General features: G+C 64.0%; 18 protein-coding genes. 12 read left to right on the forward strand and 6 right to left on the reverse strand.

Translation table 11 applies throughout. The features are described 5' to 3' along the window. Nucleotides 1-38: 38 nt before the first annotated feature. The 7 genes from SH412_RS20950 to SH412_RS20980 all read left to right on the forward strand — a co-directional run bounded on the left by SH412_RS20950 (nucleotide 39) and on the right by SH412_RS20980 (nucleotide 6,272). Nucleotides 39-869: a DUF4058 family protein gene (locus SH412_RS20950; RefSeq protein WP_336519970.1), complete on the forward strand. Its 831-nt coding sequence runs from the start codon at nucleotides 39-41 to the stop codon at nucleotides 867-869. Nucleotides 870-989: 120 nt separating this feature from the next. Further along, nucleotides 990-1,484: a 5-(carboxyamino)imidazole ribonucleotide mutase gene (purE, locus tag SH412_RS20955; RefSeq protein ID WP_336519971.1), complete on the forward strand. Its 495-nt coding sequence runs from the start codon at nucleotides 990-992 to the stop codon at nucleotides 1,482-1,484. Then, nucleotides 1,481-2,620, forward strand: coding sequence for a 5-(carboxyamino)imidazole ribonucleotide synthase (locus tag SH412_RS20960; protein ID WP_336519972.1), 1,140 nt, complete (start codon nucleotides 1,481-1,483; stop codon nucleotides 2,618-2,620). Before purE ends, SH412_RS20960 begins: the two co-directional genes overlap by 4 nt. Before the next feature lie 145 nt (nucleotides 2,621-2,765). Beyond that, the gene (locus SH412_RS20965) at nucleotides 2,766-3,953 is read left to right on the forward strand and encodes a pyridoxal-phosphate-dependent aminotransferase family protein (protein ID WP_336519973.1); all 1,188 of its coding nucleotides are present in this window, start codon (nucleotides 2,766-2,768) and stop codon (nucleotides 3,951-3,953) included. Nucleotides 3,954-4,279: 326 nt separating this feature from the next. Next, a complete protein-coding gene (locus SH412_RS20970) occupies nucleotides 4,280-4,747 on the forward strand; it encodes an Rrf2 family transcriptional regulator (protein WP_336519974.1) in 468 nt (155 codons plus the stop codon). Beyond that, complete coding sequence (locus SH412_RS20975) at nucleotides 4,737-5,432, forward strand: class I SAM-dependent methyltransferase (RefSeq protein ID WP_336519975.1); 696 nt, start codon at nucleotides 4,737-4,739, stop codon at nucleotides 5,430-5,432. Before SH412_RS20970 ends, SH412_RS20975 begins: the two co-directional genes overlap by 11 nt. 84 nt (nucleotides 5,433-5,516) lie before the next feature. Beyond that, nucleotides 5,517-6,272: a class I SAM-dependent methyltransferase gene (locus SH412_RS20980; protein WP_336519976.1), complete on the forward strand. Its 756-nt coding sequence runs from the start codon at nucleotides 5,517-5,519 to the stop codon at nucleotides 6,270-6,272. A gap of 134 nt (nucleotides 6,273-6,406) precedes the next feature. On the opposite strand, the gene SH412_RS20985 is transcribed toward SH412_RS20980, so the two are convergent. Together SH412_RS20985 and SH412_RS20990 are read right to left on the reverse strand one after the other, a co-directional pair. Next, the gene (locus SH412_RS20985; RefSeq protein WP_336519977.1) at nucleotides 6,407-6,865 is read right to left on the reverse strand and encodes an SRPBCC family protein; all 459 of its coding nucleotides are present in this window, start codon (nucleotides 6,863-6,865) and stop codon (nucleotides 6,407-6,409) included. Between the two features lie 453 nt (nucleotides 6,866-7,318). Further along, nucleotides 7,319-7,663, reverse strand: coding sequence for a hypothetical protein (locus SH412_RS20990; protein ID WP_336519978.1), 345 nt, complete (start codon nucleotides 7,661-7,663; stop codon nucleotides 7,319-7,321). 904 nt (nucleotides 7,664-8,567) lie between these two features. Here SH412_RS20990 and SH412_RS20995 point away from each other — a divergent pair. From SH412_RS20995 to SH412_RS21015, 5 genes are all read left to right on the forward strand, one after another. Continuing rightward, complete coding sequence (locus SH412_RS20995) at nucleotides 8,568-9,371, forward strand: MotA/TolQ/ExbB proton channel family protein (RefSeq protein ID WP_336519979.1); 804 nt, start codon at nucleotides 8,568-8,570, stop codon at nucleotides 9,369-9,371. A 37-nt stretch (nucleotides 9,372-9,408) separates the two neighbouring features. Further along, nucleotides 9,409-9,855, forward strand: a complete 447-nt coding sequence (locus SH412_RS21000; protein WP_336519980.1) for an ExbD/TolR family protein — start codon at nucleotides 9,409-9,411, stop codon at nucleotides 9,853-9,855. A 1-nt stretch (nucleotide 9,856) separates the two neighbouring features. After that, a complete protein-coding gene (locus tag SH412_RS21005) occupies nucleotides 9,857-10,381 on the forward strand; it encodes an ExbD/TolR family protein (protein ID WP_336519981.1) in 525 nt (174 codons plus the stop codon). A gap of 105 nt (nucleotides 10,382-10,486) precedes the next feature. Beyond that, entirely contained in the window at nucleotides 10,487-11,479 is a 993-nt protein-coding gene (locus SH412_RS21010) for a hypothetical protein (RefSeq protein ID WP_336519982.1), read from the forward strand. Between the two features lie 274 nt (nucleotides 11,480-11,753). After that, nucleotides 11,754-13,196 carry a DUF1501 domain-containing protein gene (locus SH412_RS21015; protein ID WP_336519983.1) on the forward strand — a complete coding sequence of 481 codons (1,443 nt, stop codon included), beginning with the start codon at nucleotides 11,754-11,756 and terminating at the stop codon, nucleotides 13,194-13,196. A 740-nt stretch (nucleotides 13,197-13,936) separates the two neighbouring features. Here the strand turns inward: SH412_RS21015 and SH412_RS21020 are convergent. From SH412_RS21020 to SH412_RS21035, 4 genes are read right to left on the reverse strand one after another with little or no spacing between them, the layout of a single operon-like run. Further along, nucleotides 13,937-14,713, reverse strand: a complete 777-nt coding sequence (locus SH412_RS21020; RefSeq protein ID WP_336519984.1) for an ABC transporter permease — start codon at nucleotides 14,711-14,713, stop codon at nucleotides 13,937-13,939. Between the two features lie 23 nt (nucleotides 14,714-14,736). Continuing rightward, nucleotides 14,737-15,690: an ABC transporter ATP-binding protein gene (locus SH412_RS21025; RefSeq protein ID WP_336519985.1), complete on the reverse strand. Its 954-nt coding sequence runs from the start codon at nucleotides 15,688-15,690 to the stop codon at nucleotides 14,737-14,739. Continuing rightward, nucleotides 15,687-16,559 carry a hypothetical protein gene (locus SH412_RS21030; protein ID WP_336519986.1) on the reverse strand — a complete coding sequence of 291 codons (873 nt, stop codon included), beginning with the start codon at nucleotides 16,557-16,559 and terminating at the stop codon, nucleotides 15,687-15,689. The genes SH412_RS21025 and SH412_RS21030 overlap by 4 nt, the downstream gene beginning before the upstream one ends. Continuing rightward, nucleotides 16,549-17,538: an ABC transporter ATP-binding protein gene (locus SH412_RS21035; protein WP_336519987.1), complete on the reverse strand. Its 990-nt coding sequence runs from the start codon at nucleotides 17,536-17,538 to the stop codon at nucleotides 16,549-16,551. The genes SH412_RS21030 and SH412_RS21035 overlap by 11 nt, the downstream gene beginning before the upstream one ends. Between the last annotated feature and the right edge of the window lie 199 nt (nucleotides 17,539-17,737).

A 17,737-nucleotide genomic window follows, 5' to 3' on the forward strand; every position in this document is an offset into this window, starting at 1 on the left:
GCGGCGCTTCAGGTCGCGCCAGAGTGAGGATTTCCAGCATGCCATCGCCGTTCCCCGGAATGGACCCATTTCTCGAACAGCCATCCGTGTTTCCAGACTTCCATGATCGTCTGGTCACAGTACTGAGCGAAATGCTCAATGCGCAGCTCTCGGGCTCGTACTACGCAGGCATCGGCACGCGAGTCTGGATCGAGACATCCGAGCGAACCATCGGCCCGGACGTGCAGATCCTGCGACCGGACTGGCGGCCAGACGCCGCCGAGACGAATCGGCTCGAGCAGAGCAGGACCGCAGTTCTGGACGAAGTGGACGTCGTGCCGGTTACGATCGAAATCGAGCACGACGAGACCAGAGAATCGTTTCTGGAGATTTACGCATCCCCCGGCGGCGAGCGGCTCGTGACACACATCGAGCTGCTGAGTCTGTCGAATAAACTGGCGGGCAGCAAAGGAAATGAGCTTTACCTTCGCAAGCAACGGGAGATCATGGACGCGCAAGTCCATCTTGTCGAAATCGACCTGCTCCGCGGCGGCGAGCACACCACGGCGCCGCCACGCTGGCGGATCGAACGGAAAGCCGGGCTCTTTCACTATCACGTGAGCCTGCACCGATACGACAAGAGCCTGGATTGTGTGGTTTATCCGATTCCTCTGCCTGCCCGATTGCCAAAACTCCCGATTCCGCTCCTGCCCGGCGACGGGGAGGTGATGATCGACCTGCAGGCTGCTGTCGATCGCTGCTATGACACGGGCCTCTACTCCCGCCGGGTCGAGTACCGGCTGGACCGCCTGACGCCGCCGCTGGCGCCCGCGTATCAGGAATGGGCGGCGAACATTCTGGCTCGGAAGGCCGGCGGACAGCCGGCCTGATCGGCGAACAGCCCCGTCCTCGTCCCCGCGGACCGTCTCGGGTAAACTGTGCCGTTCCGTCGGCGGACGGCTCTGCGGATTGCGTGCAGGCCACGGGCCGGCGCTCTGGAGCGAGGAATCATGTCGACGACTGCCAGTCCCCGGGTCGGAGTGATCATGGGGAGCAAATCGGACTGGGAAACGATGAAGCACGCGGTGGACGTGCTGGCCCAGTTTGGCGTCCCCCACGAACGCCGGGTCGTCTCGGCCCACCGCACTCCCGACTGGATGTGCGAATACGCCAAGCTGGCGGAAACCCGCGGGCTGCAGGTGATCATTGCCGGGGCCGGCGGGGCCGCTCACCTCCCCGGAATGGTCGCTGCCCAGACGTCTCTGCCCGTGCTCGGCGTGCCGGTACAGAGCCGGGCGCTGCAGGGACTGGACTCGCTCCTTTCGATCGTTCAGATGCCGGGGGGGATTCCGGTCGCTACGCTGGCGATCGGCGATGCGGGGGCTAAGAACGCCGGGTTGCTGGCGGTGCGGATTCTCGCGATCTCCGACCCGGCCCTCCGCCAGAAACTCCACGATTTTCACGACCAGCAGCGCGACGCCGTGCTGGGAGACGAGCTTCCATGAACGGCCCCATTCTTCCCGGCGCATCGCTGGGCGTCCTCGGCAGCGGCCAGCTTGGTCGGATGTTCGCGATCGCCGCCCGGCGGCTGGGATACCGAGTCCACGTTTTCTCGCCCGATGACGACACGCCGACCGGCCAGGTGGCGGACGTCGAGATCCGGGCGGACTACGCGGATCTCGATCGCGTCGCCGAGTTCGCCCGGTCGGTTTCGGTGATGACCTTCGAGTTCGAGAATGTCCCGGCCGCCACCGCCGAGACCGCGGCGAAATTCTGCCCGGTCCGTCCGGGGGGACATGTCCTCTACACGTCGCAGAATCGCCTGCGGGAGAAGACCTATCTCAGCCAGCGCGGCCTGCCGGTCACACCGTTCCGGCCGGTGACGGATGACGCCTCGCTGCAGACAGCGATCCAAGACCTCGGCCTGCCCGCAGTCCTCAAGACCGCCGACTGGGGCTACGACGGCAAGGGCCAGTCGATCGTGCGCACTGCGGCAGAGGCCGCGGCGGCATTCGCGAAGCTCGGCGTGCCAACCGCGATTCTCGAAGGATTTATCGACTTCGAGAGCGAACTGTCAGTGGTCGGGGCGCGCGGGCTCGACGGGACGTTCGTCAGCTTCGGCCCCGTCGGCAACGCCCACAGCCATCACATTCTGGACGTTTCCGTCTGTCCTGCGCTCGTTTCGGAGCGGGTCGCTCAGGAAGCCGTCGAGATCACCCGCAACGTGCTCGAAGCTCTCGACGTCGTCGGCGTCCTCTGCGTCGAGTTCTTCCTGACAAGGTCGGGCGGCCTCCTGATCAACGAGACCGCCCCCCGGCCGCACAACTCCGGTCACCTGACGCTCGACGCTCACGTGAGCTGCCAGTTCGAGCAGCAGGTCCGGGCGATCTGCGGCCTGCCGCTGGGGGGCACCCGCCAACACGCCCCCGCCGCGATGGCCAACCTGCTGGGGGACGTCTGGGCGAACGGCGAACCCGACTGGTCTGCGGCGCTGGCCGATCCGGCGATCAAGCTGCATCTGTACGGCAAGCGGGAAGCCCGCGCCGGTCGGAAGATGGGACATCTCAACGCACTGGCCAGCAGCGTCGAGGAAGCTGAACAGCTCGTCCGCACCGCCCGCGACCGGCTGATGCGGAAGTAAGGAATCAATGAATCGTGTGCCACGGCTGTGTCAGCCGTGCAACTGTGGAATGGCGCCCATGAACACGGCCGACACGGCTGCGGCACACAGAAATCCTGATTGTTAATTGATCAAAACGACTTTCCTGCCCGAAAGAGGCCTCACCATGACCAGTCCCCTCCCCATCGCCATCCACCCTCCCCGCCGCGTCCTGATGGGTCCCGGGCCCAGCGATATCGAGCCCAGCGTCCTGGGGGCCTTGGCCGCCCCGACGGTCGGGCACCTCGATCCGTACTTCCTCAAGATCATGGACGAACTGCAGGCCATGCTGCGGCAGGTTTTCCGGACGGAGAACCGGCTGACGCTCGCCGTTTCCGGGACCGGCAGCGCCGGGATGGAAGCCTGCGTCGCCAACCTGATCGAGCCGGGCGACAAAATGGTGGTCTGCGTCAACGGCGTTTTCGGCGGACGGATGGCCGACGTCGCCGCCCGCTGCGGTGCGCAGGTCGTGAAGCTCGAACGACCCTTCGGCGAAGTGTTTTCGTCGGCCGAGATTGAAGCGGCGATGGAACAGCACAAGCCAAAGGTGCTGGGAATCGTGAACGCGGAGACTTCCACCGGCGCCCATCAGCCGATGGCCGAGATCGCCGGGATTGTCCACGCGCACGGGGGGCTGGTCCTGATGGACTGCGTCACGTCGCTGGCGGGGATGCCGGTCGAGATCGACGACTGGGGGATCGATGCGGCGTACTCGGGGACGCAGAAGTGCTTGAGCTGTCCGCCGGGTCTGGCGCCGGTGACGTTCAGCGACCGGGCGGTCGCGGCGATCGATGCGCGGAAGACGAAGGTGCAGAGCTGGTATCTCGATATGCAGATGGTGAAGGAGTACTGGGGAGGCAACCGGGCTTACCACCATACGGCTCCCATCAACATGAACTACGCCCTGCACGAGGCGCTTCGCTGCGTGCTGGAAGAGGGCCTTGAGCACCGCTGGGCCCGGCATCGGAAGAATCATCTGGCGCTGCGGGCGGGCCTGGAGGCTCTCGGTCTGGACTACGCCGTCGCGGAAGAGCACCGGCTGCCGATGCTGAACGCGGTGCTGATTCCGGAGGGGGTCGACGACGCGGCGGTGCGCAAGCAGCTCCTCACCGAGTTCGGCATCGAGATCGGGGGCGGGCTGGGGCCGATGAAGGGGAAGGTCTGGCGGATCGGCCTGATGGGGGCGGCGTGCACGGCGTCGAATGTGCTGTTGTGTCTGGCGGCGCTGGAGCGATGCCTGATGGCGCAAGGGGGGAAGGTCACGCCGGGGGCGGGAGTGGCGGCGGCGAACGGGGCTTACGCGGGGAAGTCGTAGTCGTTGAGGCGGCGCTGGTGCGGAATCCGGCGCGATGAACGTTGCCGAAAGCCGGGTTTGCTCGCAGAGGGGATGCGATCGGCGCAAGTACGTCGCCGCAAGCGAGTGGAGTTTCCGGCCGGGGCGACGGGGCGTGTGGTTGAACACTCCTTCGGCAGCAATTGGACCGGGCGGACTCAGACGGATTATGACGAGACCTAAGTCGCTCCACGGTGGATGGTTACGACTTCCTCTGCTCGATGTTCCAGCCTGAATGCACGTTGCCGATCAGGCGATTGGCGGCAGTCCCTTGACGACCGCCCATATCATGTAACACAATGAGTTACATGAAGCGAGACAGTCGATTGTCGGGCGTACTTCACGTTTTGCTCCACATGGCGGAGCAGGATGGTCCTGTCACATCGGAAGTCCTGGCCAAGGCGATGGACACCAACCCGGTGGTGATTCGGCGAACCATGGCCGGGCTGCGAAAGCAGGGTTATGTGCGATCGGAGAAAGGGCATGGCGGGGGCTGGACGTTGGCGGCCGACCTTTCGAAGGTGACTCTGCGAGACATTTATGCCGCACTCGGCAGTCCCGCGTTGCTCGCCATCGGTCACCGGACGGAATCCCCCGGTTGCCTGGTTGAACAGGCGGTGAATGCTGCTCTCTGCCAGGCGTTCGAGGATGCCGAGAAACAACTCCTTTCGCGCCTCGGTGAAGTGACGCTCGCCATGCTGAGTGCCGACTTACATGCACGGCTGGTTGCTCGGGGCGAGTCTCGCAGTCTTGAGGAGCACGTTCATGCCTCCTGAGTCGTCCAACACACCATTTGCATTCTCGGATCCTGAGTTCGTCGCTCAATATGTTGAGGGGCCGCCACGATTTGTGCCCGGCTTTGCCGATCTGCACCGCATGTCGGCAATTCTGCTGGCCGAGAGCGCGCCTCAAGCTGCGCGGATCTTGGTCCTGGGGGCTGGCGGAGGCCTGGAACTGAAGGCGTTTGCGGAAAGGCATCCCAACTGGGAGTTCGACGGTATCGACCCGGCTTCGGAGATGCTCCAACTGGCCAGGAAGACCCTCGGGCCGCTGGAATCTCAGGTTCGGCTCCATACAGGCTACATCGACGATGCGCCGGAAGGACCGTTCGACGGCGCAACGTGCCTGCTGACCCTGCACTTTCTGGATTCGGAGGAGCGGCGGCGGACGCTGGCTGAAGTTCGACGCCGTCTCAAACGTGGTGCGCCGTTTGTCACCGTTCATGCCAGCCTTCCCCACGGCGACGACGAGCGTGCCCGGTGGCTCGCACGATACGCCGCGTTTGCGAAGAGTTCGGGCGTTGATTCCGAACAGGCGGAAACTGCGCGACGGGGTGTTCAATCGGGCGTGACGATACTCGCTCCGGAACAGGATGAAGCGATGTTGCGCGGAGTCGGGTTTTCGAATGTCGGCCTGTTCTACGCCGGCTTTGTCCTTCGCGGCTGGGTGGCGTACGCCTGATCCGCGCCTGAATTGATGAATGGGAGGGTCGTCGCCGAACTGCTGGCGCGTCCCACAGAGAGTCGCATCGACGGTGGCGATCGCATGAAGAACAGTGTCATTCTATTGCTCGTTTTCGGGCTGGCAGCCTGCACCGCAGGGTGCGGCCGGCCGAAGGAGGCTTTCGTGGCGGGAGTCAACAACGACGCGGCCAGCAATCGGGAGCCCTGGCAACGAGGAGCGCCCGGCCGGGCAGCGCATGCCAAGCATGGAGATCACGGACATCATCACGGCTTTGCCAACCCTGCGGAACTTGCGAAGACGTGGAACGATCCTGAACGGGACACGTGGCAGCACCCGGAGGAAATCGTCGCGGCGCTGGCTCTGAAGCCGGGGATGACGGTCGCAGACATTGGTGCAGGGACGGGTTATATGGCGGTCCGCCTCAGCCGTGCGGTAGGCAAAGAGGGGACGGTTATCGCCATCGACGCCGAGGCGGCGATGATCAATTATCTGGCGAGTCGCCGAGATGACCTGGGGCCGGCGGAGATCGTGCCGCGGAAGGTGGGCATGGACGATCCTGAGTTACAGTCCGACAGCGTGGAGTGCGTGTTGACTCTGGACACCTGGCACCACATTCGGGGGCGGGAAGCCTACGCCCGGAAGGTTCACGAGGGGCTGAAGCGGGGGGGGCGATTTGTCGTGGTGGATTGGGAGGTGGATGCCGATTCGGGGCCGCCTGCTGAGATGCGAATTGGATCGGGGCGAGTCATGAAGGAACTCGAACTGGCGGGCTTTCGGGGGGAGATTGTGACTGAGTCGATGCCGCGACATTACATGGTCGTCGGACACAAGGACTGACCGTTGATGCGGAAGGCGTGAATCCGCCAATGGTTGGCGGATTCACGGGCTTGGGCAAATCGAGTCCGGACGACAAGACTCGAGCCGCCCGGCGTGCAGCAGTCCGTCGAAATCATCCCGCCGACGGATGAGATTCAAGGATTCGGGGCGTCGGGAATTTCGGGCTCGACGAGTTTGGCGAGGAGGATCAGGGATTCCTGCCAGCCGAGATAACAGGCTTCGGGAGGAATTGCTTCGGGGACGCCTTCCTGCACGATGTGCACTTCGGTTCCGCAGGAGACTTTCCGGAGCGTGATGGTGGTCTGCATTTCTCCGGGGAGGTTCGGGTCGTCGAACTCGTCGGTGTGCCGGATGCGTTCGTGCGGCGTCAGTTCGAGGTATTTACCGCCGAAGGAGTGGCTGTGGCCCGTGCCGAAATTCGTGAACGACATCCGGTAGCGGCCGTTGACGGTGGCGTCGAGTTCGTGAACTTTGCCGGTGAAGCCGTTGGGGGGCAGCCACTTGACCATCGCGTCCGCGTCGAGGAATGCGCGATAGAGCTTTTCGGGGGAGGTGTTGAAGACGCGGTGAAGTCGGATCGTGTTGGTTGGCATGAGCGATGCTCCGGATTGGCGGCGGCTGGGAATCACGACGAACGCGCCGGATCCCGTTCTGCCGTTGCGCGACGTTGCCGATCCCGATTGGAGCGGTCGGCGGAGAGCGGGTCAAGGCTTGTGATGACTGGACAGTTTTCGATGTCTCGACGGGATGGCTGAAGCCGAGTCATCGTCGGTTCGTTGCGGTGATCCGATTGCGGATTGTCGGCGGAGTTCGGACGAAGCGGCTCTCCGCGGCAATGGTCGTTGGGAACGGCCTGCATGGAGTTCAATCTGCGACTTCTCATGGCAGCGTTGGAGCGGAGTCTGAGGAGGGCTGATTTCAGAGCAGCCCACTCGCTGAGTCGCTGAGGGAATACGGAGGACGCAGCGAAGGGTGAGACGGTGGTGTCCGCGGCGGGTGAAGCACATGGACCATCATTGTGACGTTGCGAACGTCGACGAGTGGAATCACTCTGCGGGATTTTGGCGCAGTTTCTCGGGCGCGATTCCGTTGGCGAGAGCTTCGACCTTGGCCCAGTCGATGATGCGTCGGTGGAACGCCCTGTTGTGGTTGAGCGTGCGAAGCCAGCGGATGTCGCGGGCGAGCACGCCTGCCGCCATGCCCGCCGCGAAGATCCCGAGAGTTCGCCACTCCGGCGACCGGGTCTGGAATGTCAACCCGATGGAACCGCTCAGAATGATGAGGACTGCCAGATATCGCACCCGCGACTGCCAGAGCAATGCGAGAACTGACTGATCGCGATCTCGCCGGGCCAGGAGGTGGCGAGCGAGCTCTTGCTCATCCGTTGCCATGAAGGTTCCGAACGGCGGGAGGGTCGGAATCCGATGAACTGGTCGTCGCGAACAGCAGACCGCACAGAACGTGCGCCGTCAATGGGGGCACGCCTCATCGTCCTCAGGTCGCGAGCCCATTGCATGCCGTGGGCGTCGGCTGCATGTAACGAGAGCGCAACCGACGGCACAGTCGATGACTGTCCGCCATTCTTGGGAATTTGCCACTTGACAGCTCAAGTTCTACGGAATTAGTATTAACGTTAATGGGTGCCACGTTCGCTACTTTCTTGATCTCCCTGATGCTCGTCGGAAATTCCGTCGGCGGCGGGGAGGCCGTGTCGTGCGAGCTGAGCTTGTCCGCAGAGGGCGAGCGCGCATCGAGCCTTGCGAGCGCACCCGACTCCAGACCGATCGCACGTCTCCTGGCGGGGCGGTGTGATGTGACGGAGTCGGCCGAGAGTAGTCGCTCCGGGCCGAATCAACTGCGAAAAGTGGATGCGCAGGCTCCCGGATGGGTGGCGACGCCTCAGCCCGTGTCGGTTTGCTGTGCGGTCGACGAGCCGCAGCAGCGGCATCTGCCTGCCGACGCCGCTCCTTGCGTGCTGCGCGTCTAAACGCGGTCGTCGCAAGTTCTCCGCCGGCGTTTCCATGCGCCAGGACCCCGATTCCGGGGTCGTTCGCACCCTTATTCCGCTGACGAATGAGGCGTATGCATCGACTCGTCCGGGGTTTGCGTCTGGGACACTAGTGGTCTAGTGATTCTGGTCGACCATCACGGGCCAGAACTCCGACGCGACGGTCGATCGCGCTGCGCCTTCGTGCGAACCGATCGGTTGCCGTCGGTCGGCGTTGGCATTGGGTCGGCCTGCTTGGCGACATCAAATAGCCGTCTCACACCTCTCTTCCAGGAAAGTTCGCGCTCATGGGTTTGCTTCTGCCCTCGAATCGCACTGCTTCGTGGTTCTGCCTGTTCCTGGTACTGGCAGCGGCGGCGACTCCGTCGTGGCACGCGTCGGCGCGTGCTCAGGAGACGCAGCCTCCATCCGCCGCTCCGGCTGCTGCAACGCCCTCCGGCGAATCTGCGGAGTCCCAGTCCTCGCTGATGTGGCTGATCGAAACATCGGGCTGGATCGGCCTGGTGCTCCTGATTTTGTCGATCTACTTTCTGGCCAAAGTGATTCAGCTCTTCCTGGTCTTGCGGCCGGAAGTCGTCGCCCCCGAGGCGCTGTCGCAGCAATTCGGAACATTGCTGCAATCGCGGGACTTTAACGGGATCTTTAAGTCCGCCAAGGAGAGCGAGTCGGCTCTGGGGGCGATGGTCTCCGCCGGCCTGCTGGAGATGCAGTCGGGGATCGATCCGGCCCGGGAGGCGGTCGAGCGCGTCGGCGAACTCACCACGATCGAGATGGAGAAGAGCATCAGCATGCTGGCGGTGCTGGGATCGCTCGGACCGATGATCGGTCTGCTCGGGACGCTGAAAGGGATGATCGCCAGCTTCAGCGTGATCGCCATGTCCGATACACAGCTCAGGCCCAGCGAGGTTGCGGGCGGGATCTCGGAAGCGCTGGTCCTCACGTTCGAAGGCGTCGGACTGTCCGTTCCTGCGATCTACTTCTTCGCGCTTTTCAAGAACCGCGTGGCATCGCTGGCGACCGGCGCTCAGTTTCAAGCGGACGATCTGATCCGGCAGGTTTATGCCGCGGCCCGCAGCAAGACCGCCGGCTGAGTCGGGCGCCTGAAACATTCTGAAAAGGAGCGCTGCGATGTCGGCTCACAACAGCGAAGGCGCAGAGCCCAATCTGACGCCAATCCTGGACATGGTCTTCCAACTGGTCACCTTTTTCATGCTGGTGATCAACTTCAAGGGGGCGACGCTGGATCTGTCGCTGAAGCTCCCCGTCCTGGGGTCAGCGCGGCCCCTGGACTCCCGGTCGGGGAAAGATCCAATCGTGCTCAACATCGATTCCGAGGGGGTCGTCAAAATCTTCGGCGCGCCGGTCGATCTCGATCAGTATCTCACGCGCGAAGCGCGGCTCCTCAGGTCGCTGCAGGGACCCGCCGCGGCGGCCGGCGCTCTCGACACGCCGGTCGTCATCCGGGCGGACCGATCCGTCACGTTTCATCTGTTGAATCACGTGATCACGACGTGCCAGAAGCATGGCTTTTATCACTACCAGTTGAGCGCCATGACGCGCGAGGAGCAACGCTGAAATGAAGCGCCGTCGCGTACGTCGTCGACATCGAGATACCGGAGAGGTGCAGCTCAACCTGGCGGCCATGCTGGACATGGCCTTTCAGTTGCTGACGTTTTTCATTCTGACGTTTCGGCCAGCCCCGATCGAAGGGCAACTGGCGGTCAATCTTCCGCCTCCGGTCGTGCAGACGAAGGTGGAGGCCCCGTCCGACGCTTCCGACAGTGCGGGGAGCGGCGAAGACAGCCTGAAAACCATCTTCATACACGTGACAGCCGATGACGCCGGCGAGACGCAACAGGTGCGGATTGTCGACGGAGTGGTGTCGAACGGCCCGTTGGACGATGCGCAGTTGCGGTCGATTCATCGCCGACTGGAATCGTTCTTCAGCATCGGAAAAGTCCCGTTTGATCGAGTCCAGATTGCGGTCGACGGACGCCTGCGCTACTCGGAACTGATGAAGCTCGTCGATGTGGCAACGCGGCAGAAGCTGGCCGACGGCACTTTCCTGCAGAAGATCAGTTTCATGGAGGCTGGTCCATAACGCTGCCGTCGGAGCCCGTCTGACGCGGAAGGCCGACTGGGCAAAGCAAGTTTCGACCGTTCGCCGAAAATGCCTTCGATTCCATCCCGTTGCAAAGGCCTCATCATGCGTTCGACACGAGTCCGTCCGTTTGGACAGTCGCTGGGACTGTCGCGCGTCTGGTCGTGCCTTCTGATGCTGATCCTGCTCGGGATGCTTTACTCTCAGTTTCGCCAACCCGGCATGTGGACCTGGCTGGCGACAACGACTCCCTCGGAACCTGCAGCATCCATTTCCAACGCACCAGCCGCGCCGGAGCACGTCGTCGCCGGCCCGAATGAGCAGAACCCCGAGGAAGTTGAGTCGCTGCAGGACGAACTGGCCGTCATGGAACAGCGCAGTCCGTTGCACTTCCGAGAAATGGCGGCGTACTGGCGGCTGCTTGGCTGGAGCCGAACCCGTTCGTCACAGGAGCTCGAACAGACGGCCCTGCGGGATGTGGCGTTCACGCAGTTGTGGGAAGACCCCGAGAAGTACCGGGGGAAGCTGATTCGGCTGAGGATGCACGTGCGACGGGTGCTGCAATACGAGCCCGCTGAGAATCCGCTAGGCGCACGGGAAGTGTATGAAGCCTGGGGCTGGACCGATGAATCGCGTTCTCTCCCGTATGTTGTTGTATTTCTGGACAAACCGGCGGGGTTGCCGCTGGGGACCGATATTCGCGGCGAAGTGGTTTTCGTGGGGTATTTCCTGAAAGTCATGTCGTATTCCGCCTTCGACAAGCAGCGCGGCGCGCCGCTGCTGGCAGGTCGAGTGCGACTGGTCGACACCGCTTCGACAGCACGGCCGCGTCCGGCCGATGAACTGGGCTGGCTGTTTTCCGGGCTGGTCGGGGTGGTGCTTGTGGCGTCCGCGGCCACGTGGATCTACCGAACAGGACGGAAGCCGCGTACTGACAGTCTGCAGCCAACGAATCCGCCGGATTTTGGCAGACTTGGCTCAGCAGATCCCGGAATGAATGTCCTTCCCTGGATGAAGTCGTTGGATTCCGACGTCGGCGTTCACCCATCAATGGGGACGGAGAGCCCATCGTCCGTCTCGCCCGCCGCCGGCCAGTAGCTTGTGGCGTGCCATATCCGCCGTGCATCTCGGCAGCCCGCCATCCCGGCGCGATGGCATCAAGGAAATTTCGCGGCCGACACATGGCGAACGTCCTGCAGCGACATTCGGAGGTCGCCTGACCGCAGCATTCAACCACTTCTTCACTGCGATACGTCGAGGAGAGTTGCTCCCTTCGAGATCGCCTGATCGTCTTGCGACCTGGAAAGAATCCTTCCCCCGCCGGCCGGGAAAACAGCTAGAATCCGGATCCGGTTCACGGGAGATCTGCGGAATGCCTGGCAGTCGGCTGGATCATCGCAAAATCACAATTCCCCGTCGGCGCTTTCTTGCCACGGGAGGCGCCCTCGGTCTCTCCCTTCCCGGCCTGTTGTCCGCCCAGGTCGCAGCGGCCACGCGCAATACCGCGAGCCCCGCGAAGATCAAAGCCTGCATCGTCGTCTTCTACTACGGCGGTCCGAGCCACCTCGACACCTACGACTTGAAGCCGGATGCTCCCGCCGACATCCGGGGCGAATTCTCGCCCATTTCAACCTCGGTTCCCGGTCTGCAGATCTGCGAGCACCTGCCGCACATGGCGAAGCTGATGCATAAAGTCTGCCTCATCCGCAGCATGCATCACACGAATCGCCTGCACGATTCGGCCTCGACCGAGGCCCTCACCGGCCGGCAGTCGCCGCAGGGAGACCGCGAAGAGTTCGCACCCATCGCGCAGTTCTTCCCCTGCCACGCGGCGACTCTGACGCATTTGCGGCACGACCCGACGATTGAAGTGCCGCACGCCGCCCTGCCCTGGGCGTTTCGCAATGTGATCGAGGTCCCGTGTCAGGCGGGGGGCTTCCTGGGGCCGTCGTATGCGCCGCTGCAGATCGACGTGAACGTCGAGTCGAAGACCTACTCCGCCGGGGCGCTCTCCGCACCGCCCGGCCGCCCGACGTCGCCGCTCGATCTGCGCCGGCAGTTGTTGAGTCGACTGGAAGATCAGCGGCGGGGCCCGGTCGCCCCGACCGACAGCAATGCGTGGAGCCTGGCCTACGACAAAGCCTGCCGGCTGCTGGAGGCGGTCGAGCTGCGGCAGGCGCTCGATTTGTCGCGTGAAGATGTCCGTTTGCGCGACAAGTACGGCTACGGCCCTGCTCCGCTGTCCGTCGGTGAAGGGGGCGGCGGCGGGAACGGGGCCGAACTGGCCTATGGACGCCAGATGCGCGGCCAGAATCTGCTGCTGGCCCGTCGGCTGGTCGAAGCCGGAGTTCCGTTTGTGAACGTCTACGACTTCCGCCAGCAGGGGCAGAACTGGGATGCCCATTTCAAGTGCTTCAACCAGCACAAGACCCACCTGCTGCCGCTCGCCGATCAGTCCCTCGCCGCGCTGATCGAAGACCTCGACCAGCGCGGCCTGCTCGATTCGACGCTGGTCGTGGCGATGGGAGAGTTCGGTCGGACGCCCCGCATCAACGGCGATGGGGGGCGGGATCACTGGCCCGACTGTTACTCGCTGCTGCTGGCCGGCGGCGGGGTCCAAGGAGGCCTGGTTCATGGATCGAGCGACGCGTTCGGCGAGTTTCCCGCCACCGATCCTGTGACGCCGGCGGATCTTGCCGCGACGATTTACTCGCGCTTCGGTCTCGACGCGCAGACGGAGATTCACGATCAGACCGGCCGGCCGTGGCGGATTGCGGACGGGATGCCGCTGACGCAGTTGTTCGGGGATGCCTAGGGCGAGCGAGGTCGACTGGGCCGGCGTTTTCCGAAGCGAATCTTCGGCAGCGACGGTTCATGAATCTCGCGGTCAGCGTCCTGACACACTTCCGGCAGCCAGCAATTCAAGTTGGCCGACCCCGGAACACAGGGCTCTTGCCGGGTTCCGATCAGGCGAGCAGCCCAGCTTTTCGTTCAGACGCGCCGCAGAGATGTTGCGGCGCGAACGGGATGCGGATGCGCCAGTTGCCACAAGACCATCCGGACCCACTTCAGCGTTGCGGCGAGATTCATGAAGCGGGCCTTGACCCTGGGGGCGTCAGGCGCCCCAGTTCGGTCTGCTGGATAGCCGATCGAGCCCCTCCCGCCTGCGCGGCGATGACGCGTGGCTGTTGCCGCTGGAGGAGCCGGGCGTCGAGCACTTGCCGCGACTTTTTCCGGGCTCGTCCGGTCTGCGTGTCCCGACTCCGCAGCAGAAACCCCGTCACGACTCGGACCGGTGTCTTGAACAAACCGACTCGAATGCCAGACGATGCCCCCGCTGTTGCGCTCCGTCGCTTTGAGTGCGAACTCGGGATTGATACGGGGGAGCGCAATAGATTCTCATTCTCCCCGCAAACCCAATCTCCCCAATCTCCGGCGATTTCATCCGCGCATCCTCTCCCTCTCCCACTGAAGATCGCGGGAGAGGGGACCGGAGATAGAGGCGGTGGGGAGGACACAGACAAAAATGCCCGCGCCACCGAGATGAAGCCCCCCTCAACTCGCATCCCGATACTCGCGGCGCTCGAACACCAGCATCCCCGCGACCAGCAGCACGAGGATTGTCGCCGCGAGCGCAACCGTCGCTGTCGTTCCCGACACCGCCGCGAACATCTCGCGGGCTACTCGGCTGAGCGGGCCGAGCTGCATGTCCTCGCCTGCGTCGTAGATCATACACCGCACGTAGAACGCCACCGAGACGCGTTTGACGATGCCTGGCAAATTTCCGAACAGCACTTCCAGAAAGAACCAGTAGACCAGCGAGATGATCGTTCCGTGGCGGAAGGTCGCCCCCAGCAGCAGAAACAGCCCGGCGTACGCGAGCCCGCCCAGCAGGCTCGCCGGCAGGAAGACGGGGAGGACGTCTTCCCCCGGCGCTCCGGCCAGCCCGCACATGACCAGCAGCGTCCCGGTGCACCAGGCGGTGACCAGGATCGAGGCGGCCAGCGATTTCATCAGGTAGACCAGCGACCGCGGCAGCGACGCGATCAGCAGATAGATCAGCGTCCGGTCTTCGCGCTCCCCGCCGATGCCCGAGGCCCCGTAGCAGATCGCGAAGATCGGCATCAGGAACGCCACGAAGGTCGGGACCAGCACCTGCTCGGCGAGCTTCTTCGCCGTCGGCTCCCCCCGCCGGGACCAGGCGAGTACGATCAGGATGCAGAGGAGCGACAGTCCGCAGCAGGCGAGCGTCTGCCGCGACAGAAGCTGCCGACGGAGCGTGAGCACGAACAGGCTCCAGCAGGCCCAGGGAGTCGACGACGCAGCCTTCACAAGCAACTCCCGCAAGAACAATCTCAGAACTTTGCCGCCGCCGACATGACATACGCGAACGTCGCTTCGGTCGTGGCGTCGGTGGTTTCCAGTCGGCCGATATCGAATCCGCCTTCTACCACCAGCGCGGCAAACCGGCGGAAGAACTCTTCCGGCCGGGCGACCTGCAGCAGCAGTTCCGCATCGCCCGTCAACTCGACTCCCAGCACCTGCCCGCACTGCATCAGCCGGGAAGCCAGTTCCCGCTGCTGACGGCATTCGATCCGGACCTGCGACGGTTGTTCGGCGAACATGGCCCGCAGTTCGGGGAGCGTCCCGACGGCCAGCACGCGCCCCTGGCCCATGAAGACGACGCGGTCGGCCAGTTCGTCCATTTCTTCCAGGATGTGGCTCGAAACGAGAACGGCCTGGCCGCGCGCGGCACAGCGGCGGAAGAGCTCGGTCAGCTCGCGCCGGCCGACCGGATCGATGCCGTTGAGGGGCTCGTCGACGATCAGCACTTCCGGTCGATGGACCAGCGCCTGCGCCAGCTTGATCCGCTGCCGCATCCCCTTGGAACAGCCTTTGAGCGTGCGGTCAGCCCGATCGAGCATGCCGACGTCGGCGAGGACTTCTTCGGTGCGCTCGCGGGCCAGCGTCCGCTCCAGGCCGTGGAGACAGGCCATCGTGTAAACGAACCGCCGGCCGGACATTTCTTCGTAGAAGGCGTCCGCGTCGGGGCAGTAGCCGAGCGATTTGCGGGCGGTCGCGGACCGGGCGGAGGCCCCGCGCACGAAGACTTCTCCCAGGCTGGGTCGTAGCTGTCCGGTCAGGAGTTTGATCAGCGTCGACTTGCCGGCGCCGTTTGGCCCGAGGAGTCCGGAGATGCCCGGCTGGAGCGTCAGGCTGACGTCGTTGACGCCGATGACCGCTCCGTACCACTTCGTGGCGCCGCGGAACTCGACCAGCGGCGGTTCGCCCGGAGATCGGAGACTCATTTCACCACCTCGACGGCCTTCACCCGGCAGATGATCAGCACCAACGAGACGGCGCAGACGGTGCTCAGCACCGCCAGGCACCAGCCGGCTGAGGGGATCTTGTTCTCGTCGAGCGACCCGAAACACCAGCGCCCGAGGCGGTGCATGTCGTCCCAGAAGCCGAGCAGCAGCCAGTAGCGGTTGTCGTCGATCGCCCGCATGGCGTCCGCGAGTCCCTTCAGCAGGACGAAGAGTCCGAGCCAGGTCATCACGAGCGGGACGGTGCGGGGGACCCAGGCGGCGATGGCGAAAATCATCAGGCTCTGCACCACCGCCAGCACTGCGCCGTAGCCCAGAATCCCGGTCAGGACCCTGGGGTTCTCGTAGAAGTACGCCAGTGAGTTGCTCAGCGTTCCGTATTCGACGAACAGAATCAGGGCCGGCACGGTGGTGACCAGCGTCACGAGGGCCGCGATCGTCAGGAGTTTGCCGACGATGTAGTGCTGCTTGCGGATGCCGCGCGAGAGATAGAAGACCATGCCTCCCTGGCGGTAGTCGCTGCCGATGAGGGTCGAACCGGCGAAGGCGAGCAGCAGCGCGCAGATGCTGGCCTGGGCGAGCATGAAGTCGGCGTAGGCTTCGCCGTTGCCGGTCACTTTGTAGTTGTCGAGGAATTGGGCCAGGTTGCCGTTCTGGACGGTGATCGTCGCTTTGAGATAGATGAAGGCGAAGTTGAAGACGAAGTTCAGCAGGCCCAGACCCAGCAGAATCCAGAAGACCCACCGTCGGAGCACCAGCGCCAGGCCGATGCGCACCAGCGACCAGCATCCCCACCACGGGGAGCGCAGCCGCCCGTCCCATTTACGATACCCCGCCTGATCAATCTGCATCGGTCCCTCGACTCTGCGATGGCGCACTCTGGCCGTTCGTTCCGATCAAGCGATGATAGAGTTGCGGCAGATCCTCCCGCTCGGGGACCAGCGTGCAGAGGGTGACGTCGTGCCGGGCCGAGAGCGCGAAGAACCGGTCATTCCCCCACTCCGCGGGAACCTCCACGTGCGCCTCGTCGGCCCGCGGCGATTTTTCGACAGTGACGCCGGCCTCACGCAGCGCACTGAGAAAACTCTCCCCGGCGCCGCGCCAGCCCAGCCGATACCGGTTTTTCCAGTGCTGCCGCAGATCGGAGATCCGCCCCACACCCAGGACGCGTCCGCGGTCCACAATGATCACCTGCTCGCAGACCCGGTCGATGTCTCCCAGCAGATGCGTCGACAGAATCAGCGATTTGCCGTGCCGGTTCGCGATGGCCTTCAGCAGGGACAGCATCGCCTCCCGGCCCTTGGGATCCAGCCCCGCCGTCGGTTCATCCAGGAGCAGCAGTTGCGGATCGTGGACCAGCGCCGCGGCCAGCTTCAGCCGCTGCTTCATGCCGACGGAATACTCGTCGCAGCGCCGGTAGCGGGCTTCATCGAGCTCCAGGTACGAGAGGACCTCGTGCGCCCGCCGGAGGGCCTGCCGCCGGGGCATCCCCGACAGCTCGCCGGCCAGCGCGACCAGATCGACGCCTCGCACGCCCGGCACGAGCGACTCGGCCTCCGGCATGAATCCCAGCCGGCCGCGCAGTTCGGCCTGCTGCGTTCGCAGATCGTACCCCAACACGGTTCCGCCGCCGGAGGTGGGGCTCATCAGCCCCAGGAGCAGTTTCAGCAGGGTCGACTTCCCGGCGCCGTTCTGTCCGACCAGCCCCACCGCTCCCGGGGCGATCTGCAATGAGACGTCCTTGAGCGCCTGAAACGTCCCGTACCAGTGCGAGACGCCGGTCAAATCGACCAGCGGCGGATCCTTCGGCGAACTCTGATCAATCGACATGCACATGCCAGTCCAGCAACCCGATCCGTTCCCGGAAAGTCGTCCGCCGATTGTAGTAGACCGCCTGCCCCGGCGGGAACACGGACGCCGTCCCGAATACCACGGCTCTTTCCAAGTTCCGTCTGGGTAAGCAGCAGGGTGAGTCGAGTCTTCGAGGCTCACTACAACTTGTAATCGCGGAGGTGAGCCTCGAAGACTC

The sequence above is a fragment of the Planctellipticum variicoloris genome, assembly GCF_030622045.1.
GTDB lineage: Bacteria > Planctomycetota > Planctomycetia > Planctomycetales > Planctomycetaceae > Planctellipticum > Planctellipticum variicoloris.

Coding starts and splice junctions, on each gene's coding strand:
- SH412_RS20950 (WP_336519970.1), top strand. CDS start 39: ATGCCATCGCCGTTCCCCGGAATGGACCCATTTCTCGAACAGCCATCC.
- purE (WP_336519971.1), top strand. CDS start 990: ATGTCGACGACTGCCAGTCCCCGGGTCGGAGTGATCATGGGGAGCAAA.
- SH412_RS20960 (WP_336519972.1), top strand. CDS start 1,481: ATGAACGGCCCCATTCTTCCCGGCGCATCGCTGGGCGTCCTCGGCAGC.
- SH412_RS20965 (WP_336519973.1), top strand. CDS start 2,766: ATGACCAGTCCCCTCCCCATCGCCATCCACCCTCCCCGCCGCGTCCTG.
- SH412_RS20970 (WP_336519974.1), top strand. CDS start 4,280: ATGAAGCGAGACAGTCGATTGTCGGGCGTACTTCACGTTTTGCTCCAC.
- SH412_RS20975 (WP_336519975.1), top strand. CDS start 4,737: ATGCCTCCTGAGTCGTCCAACACACCATTTGCATTCTCGGATCCTGAG.
- SH412_RS20980 (WP_336519976.1), top strand. CDS start 5,517: ATGAAGAACAGTGTCATTCTATTGCTCGTTTTCGGGCTGGCAGCCTGC.
- SH412_RS20985 (WP_336519977.1), bottom strand. CDS start 6,865: ATGCCAACCAACACGATCCGACTTCACCGCGTCTTCAACACCTCCCCC.
- SH412_RS20990 (WP_336519978.1), bottom strand. CDS start 7,663: ATGGCAACGGATGAGCAAGAGCTCGCTCGCCACCTCCTGGCCCGGCGA.
- SH412_RS20995 (WP_336519979.1), top strand. CDS start 8,568: ATGGGTTTGCTTCTGCCCTCGAATCGCACTGCTTCGTGGTTCTGCCTG.
- SH412_RS21000 (WP_336519980.1), top strand. CDS start 9,409: ATGTCGGCTCACAACAGCGAAGGCGCAGAGCCCAATCTGACGCCAATC.
- SH412_RS21005 (WP_336519981.1), top strand. CDS start 9,857: ATGAAGCGCCGTCGCGTACGTCGTCGACATCGAGATACCGGAGAGGTG.
- SH412_RS21010 (WP_336519982.1), top strand. CDS start 10,487: ATGCGTTCGACACGAGTCCGTCCGTTTGGACAGTCGCTGGGACTGTCG.
- SH412_RS21015 (WP_336519983.1), top strand. CDS start 11,754: ATGCCTGGCAGTCGGCTGGATCATCGCAAAATCACAATTCCCCGTCGG.
- SH412_RS21025 (WP_336519985.1), bottom strand. CDS start 15,690: ATGAGTCTCCGATCTCCGGGCGAACCGCCGCTGGTCGAGTTCCGCGGC.
- SH412_RS21030 (WP_336519986.1), bottom strand. CDS start 16,559: ATGCAGATTGATCAGGCGGGGTATCGTAAATGGGACGGGCGGCTGCGC.
- SH412_RS21035 (WP_336519987.1), bottom strand. CDS start 17,538: ATGTCGATTGATCAGAGTTCGCCGAAGGATCCGCCGCTGGTCGATTTG.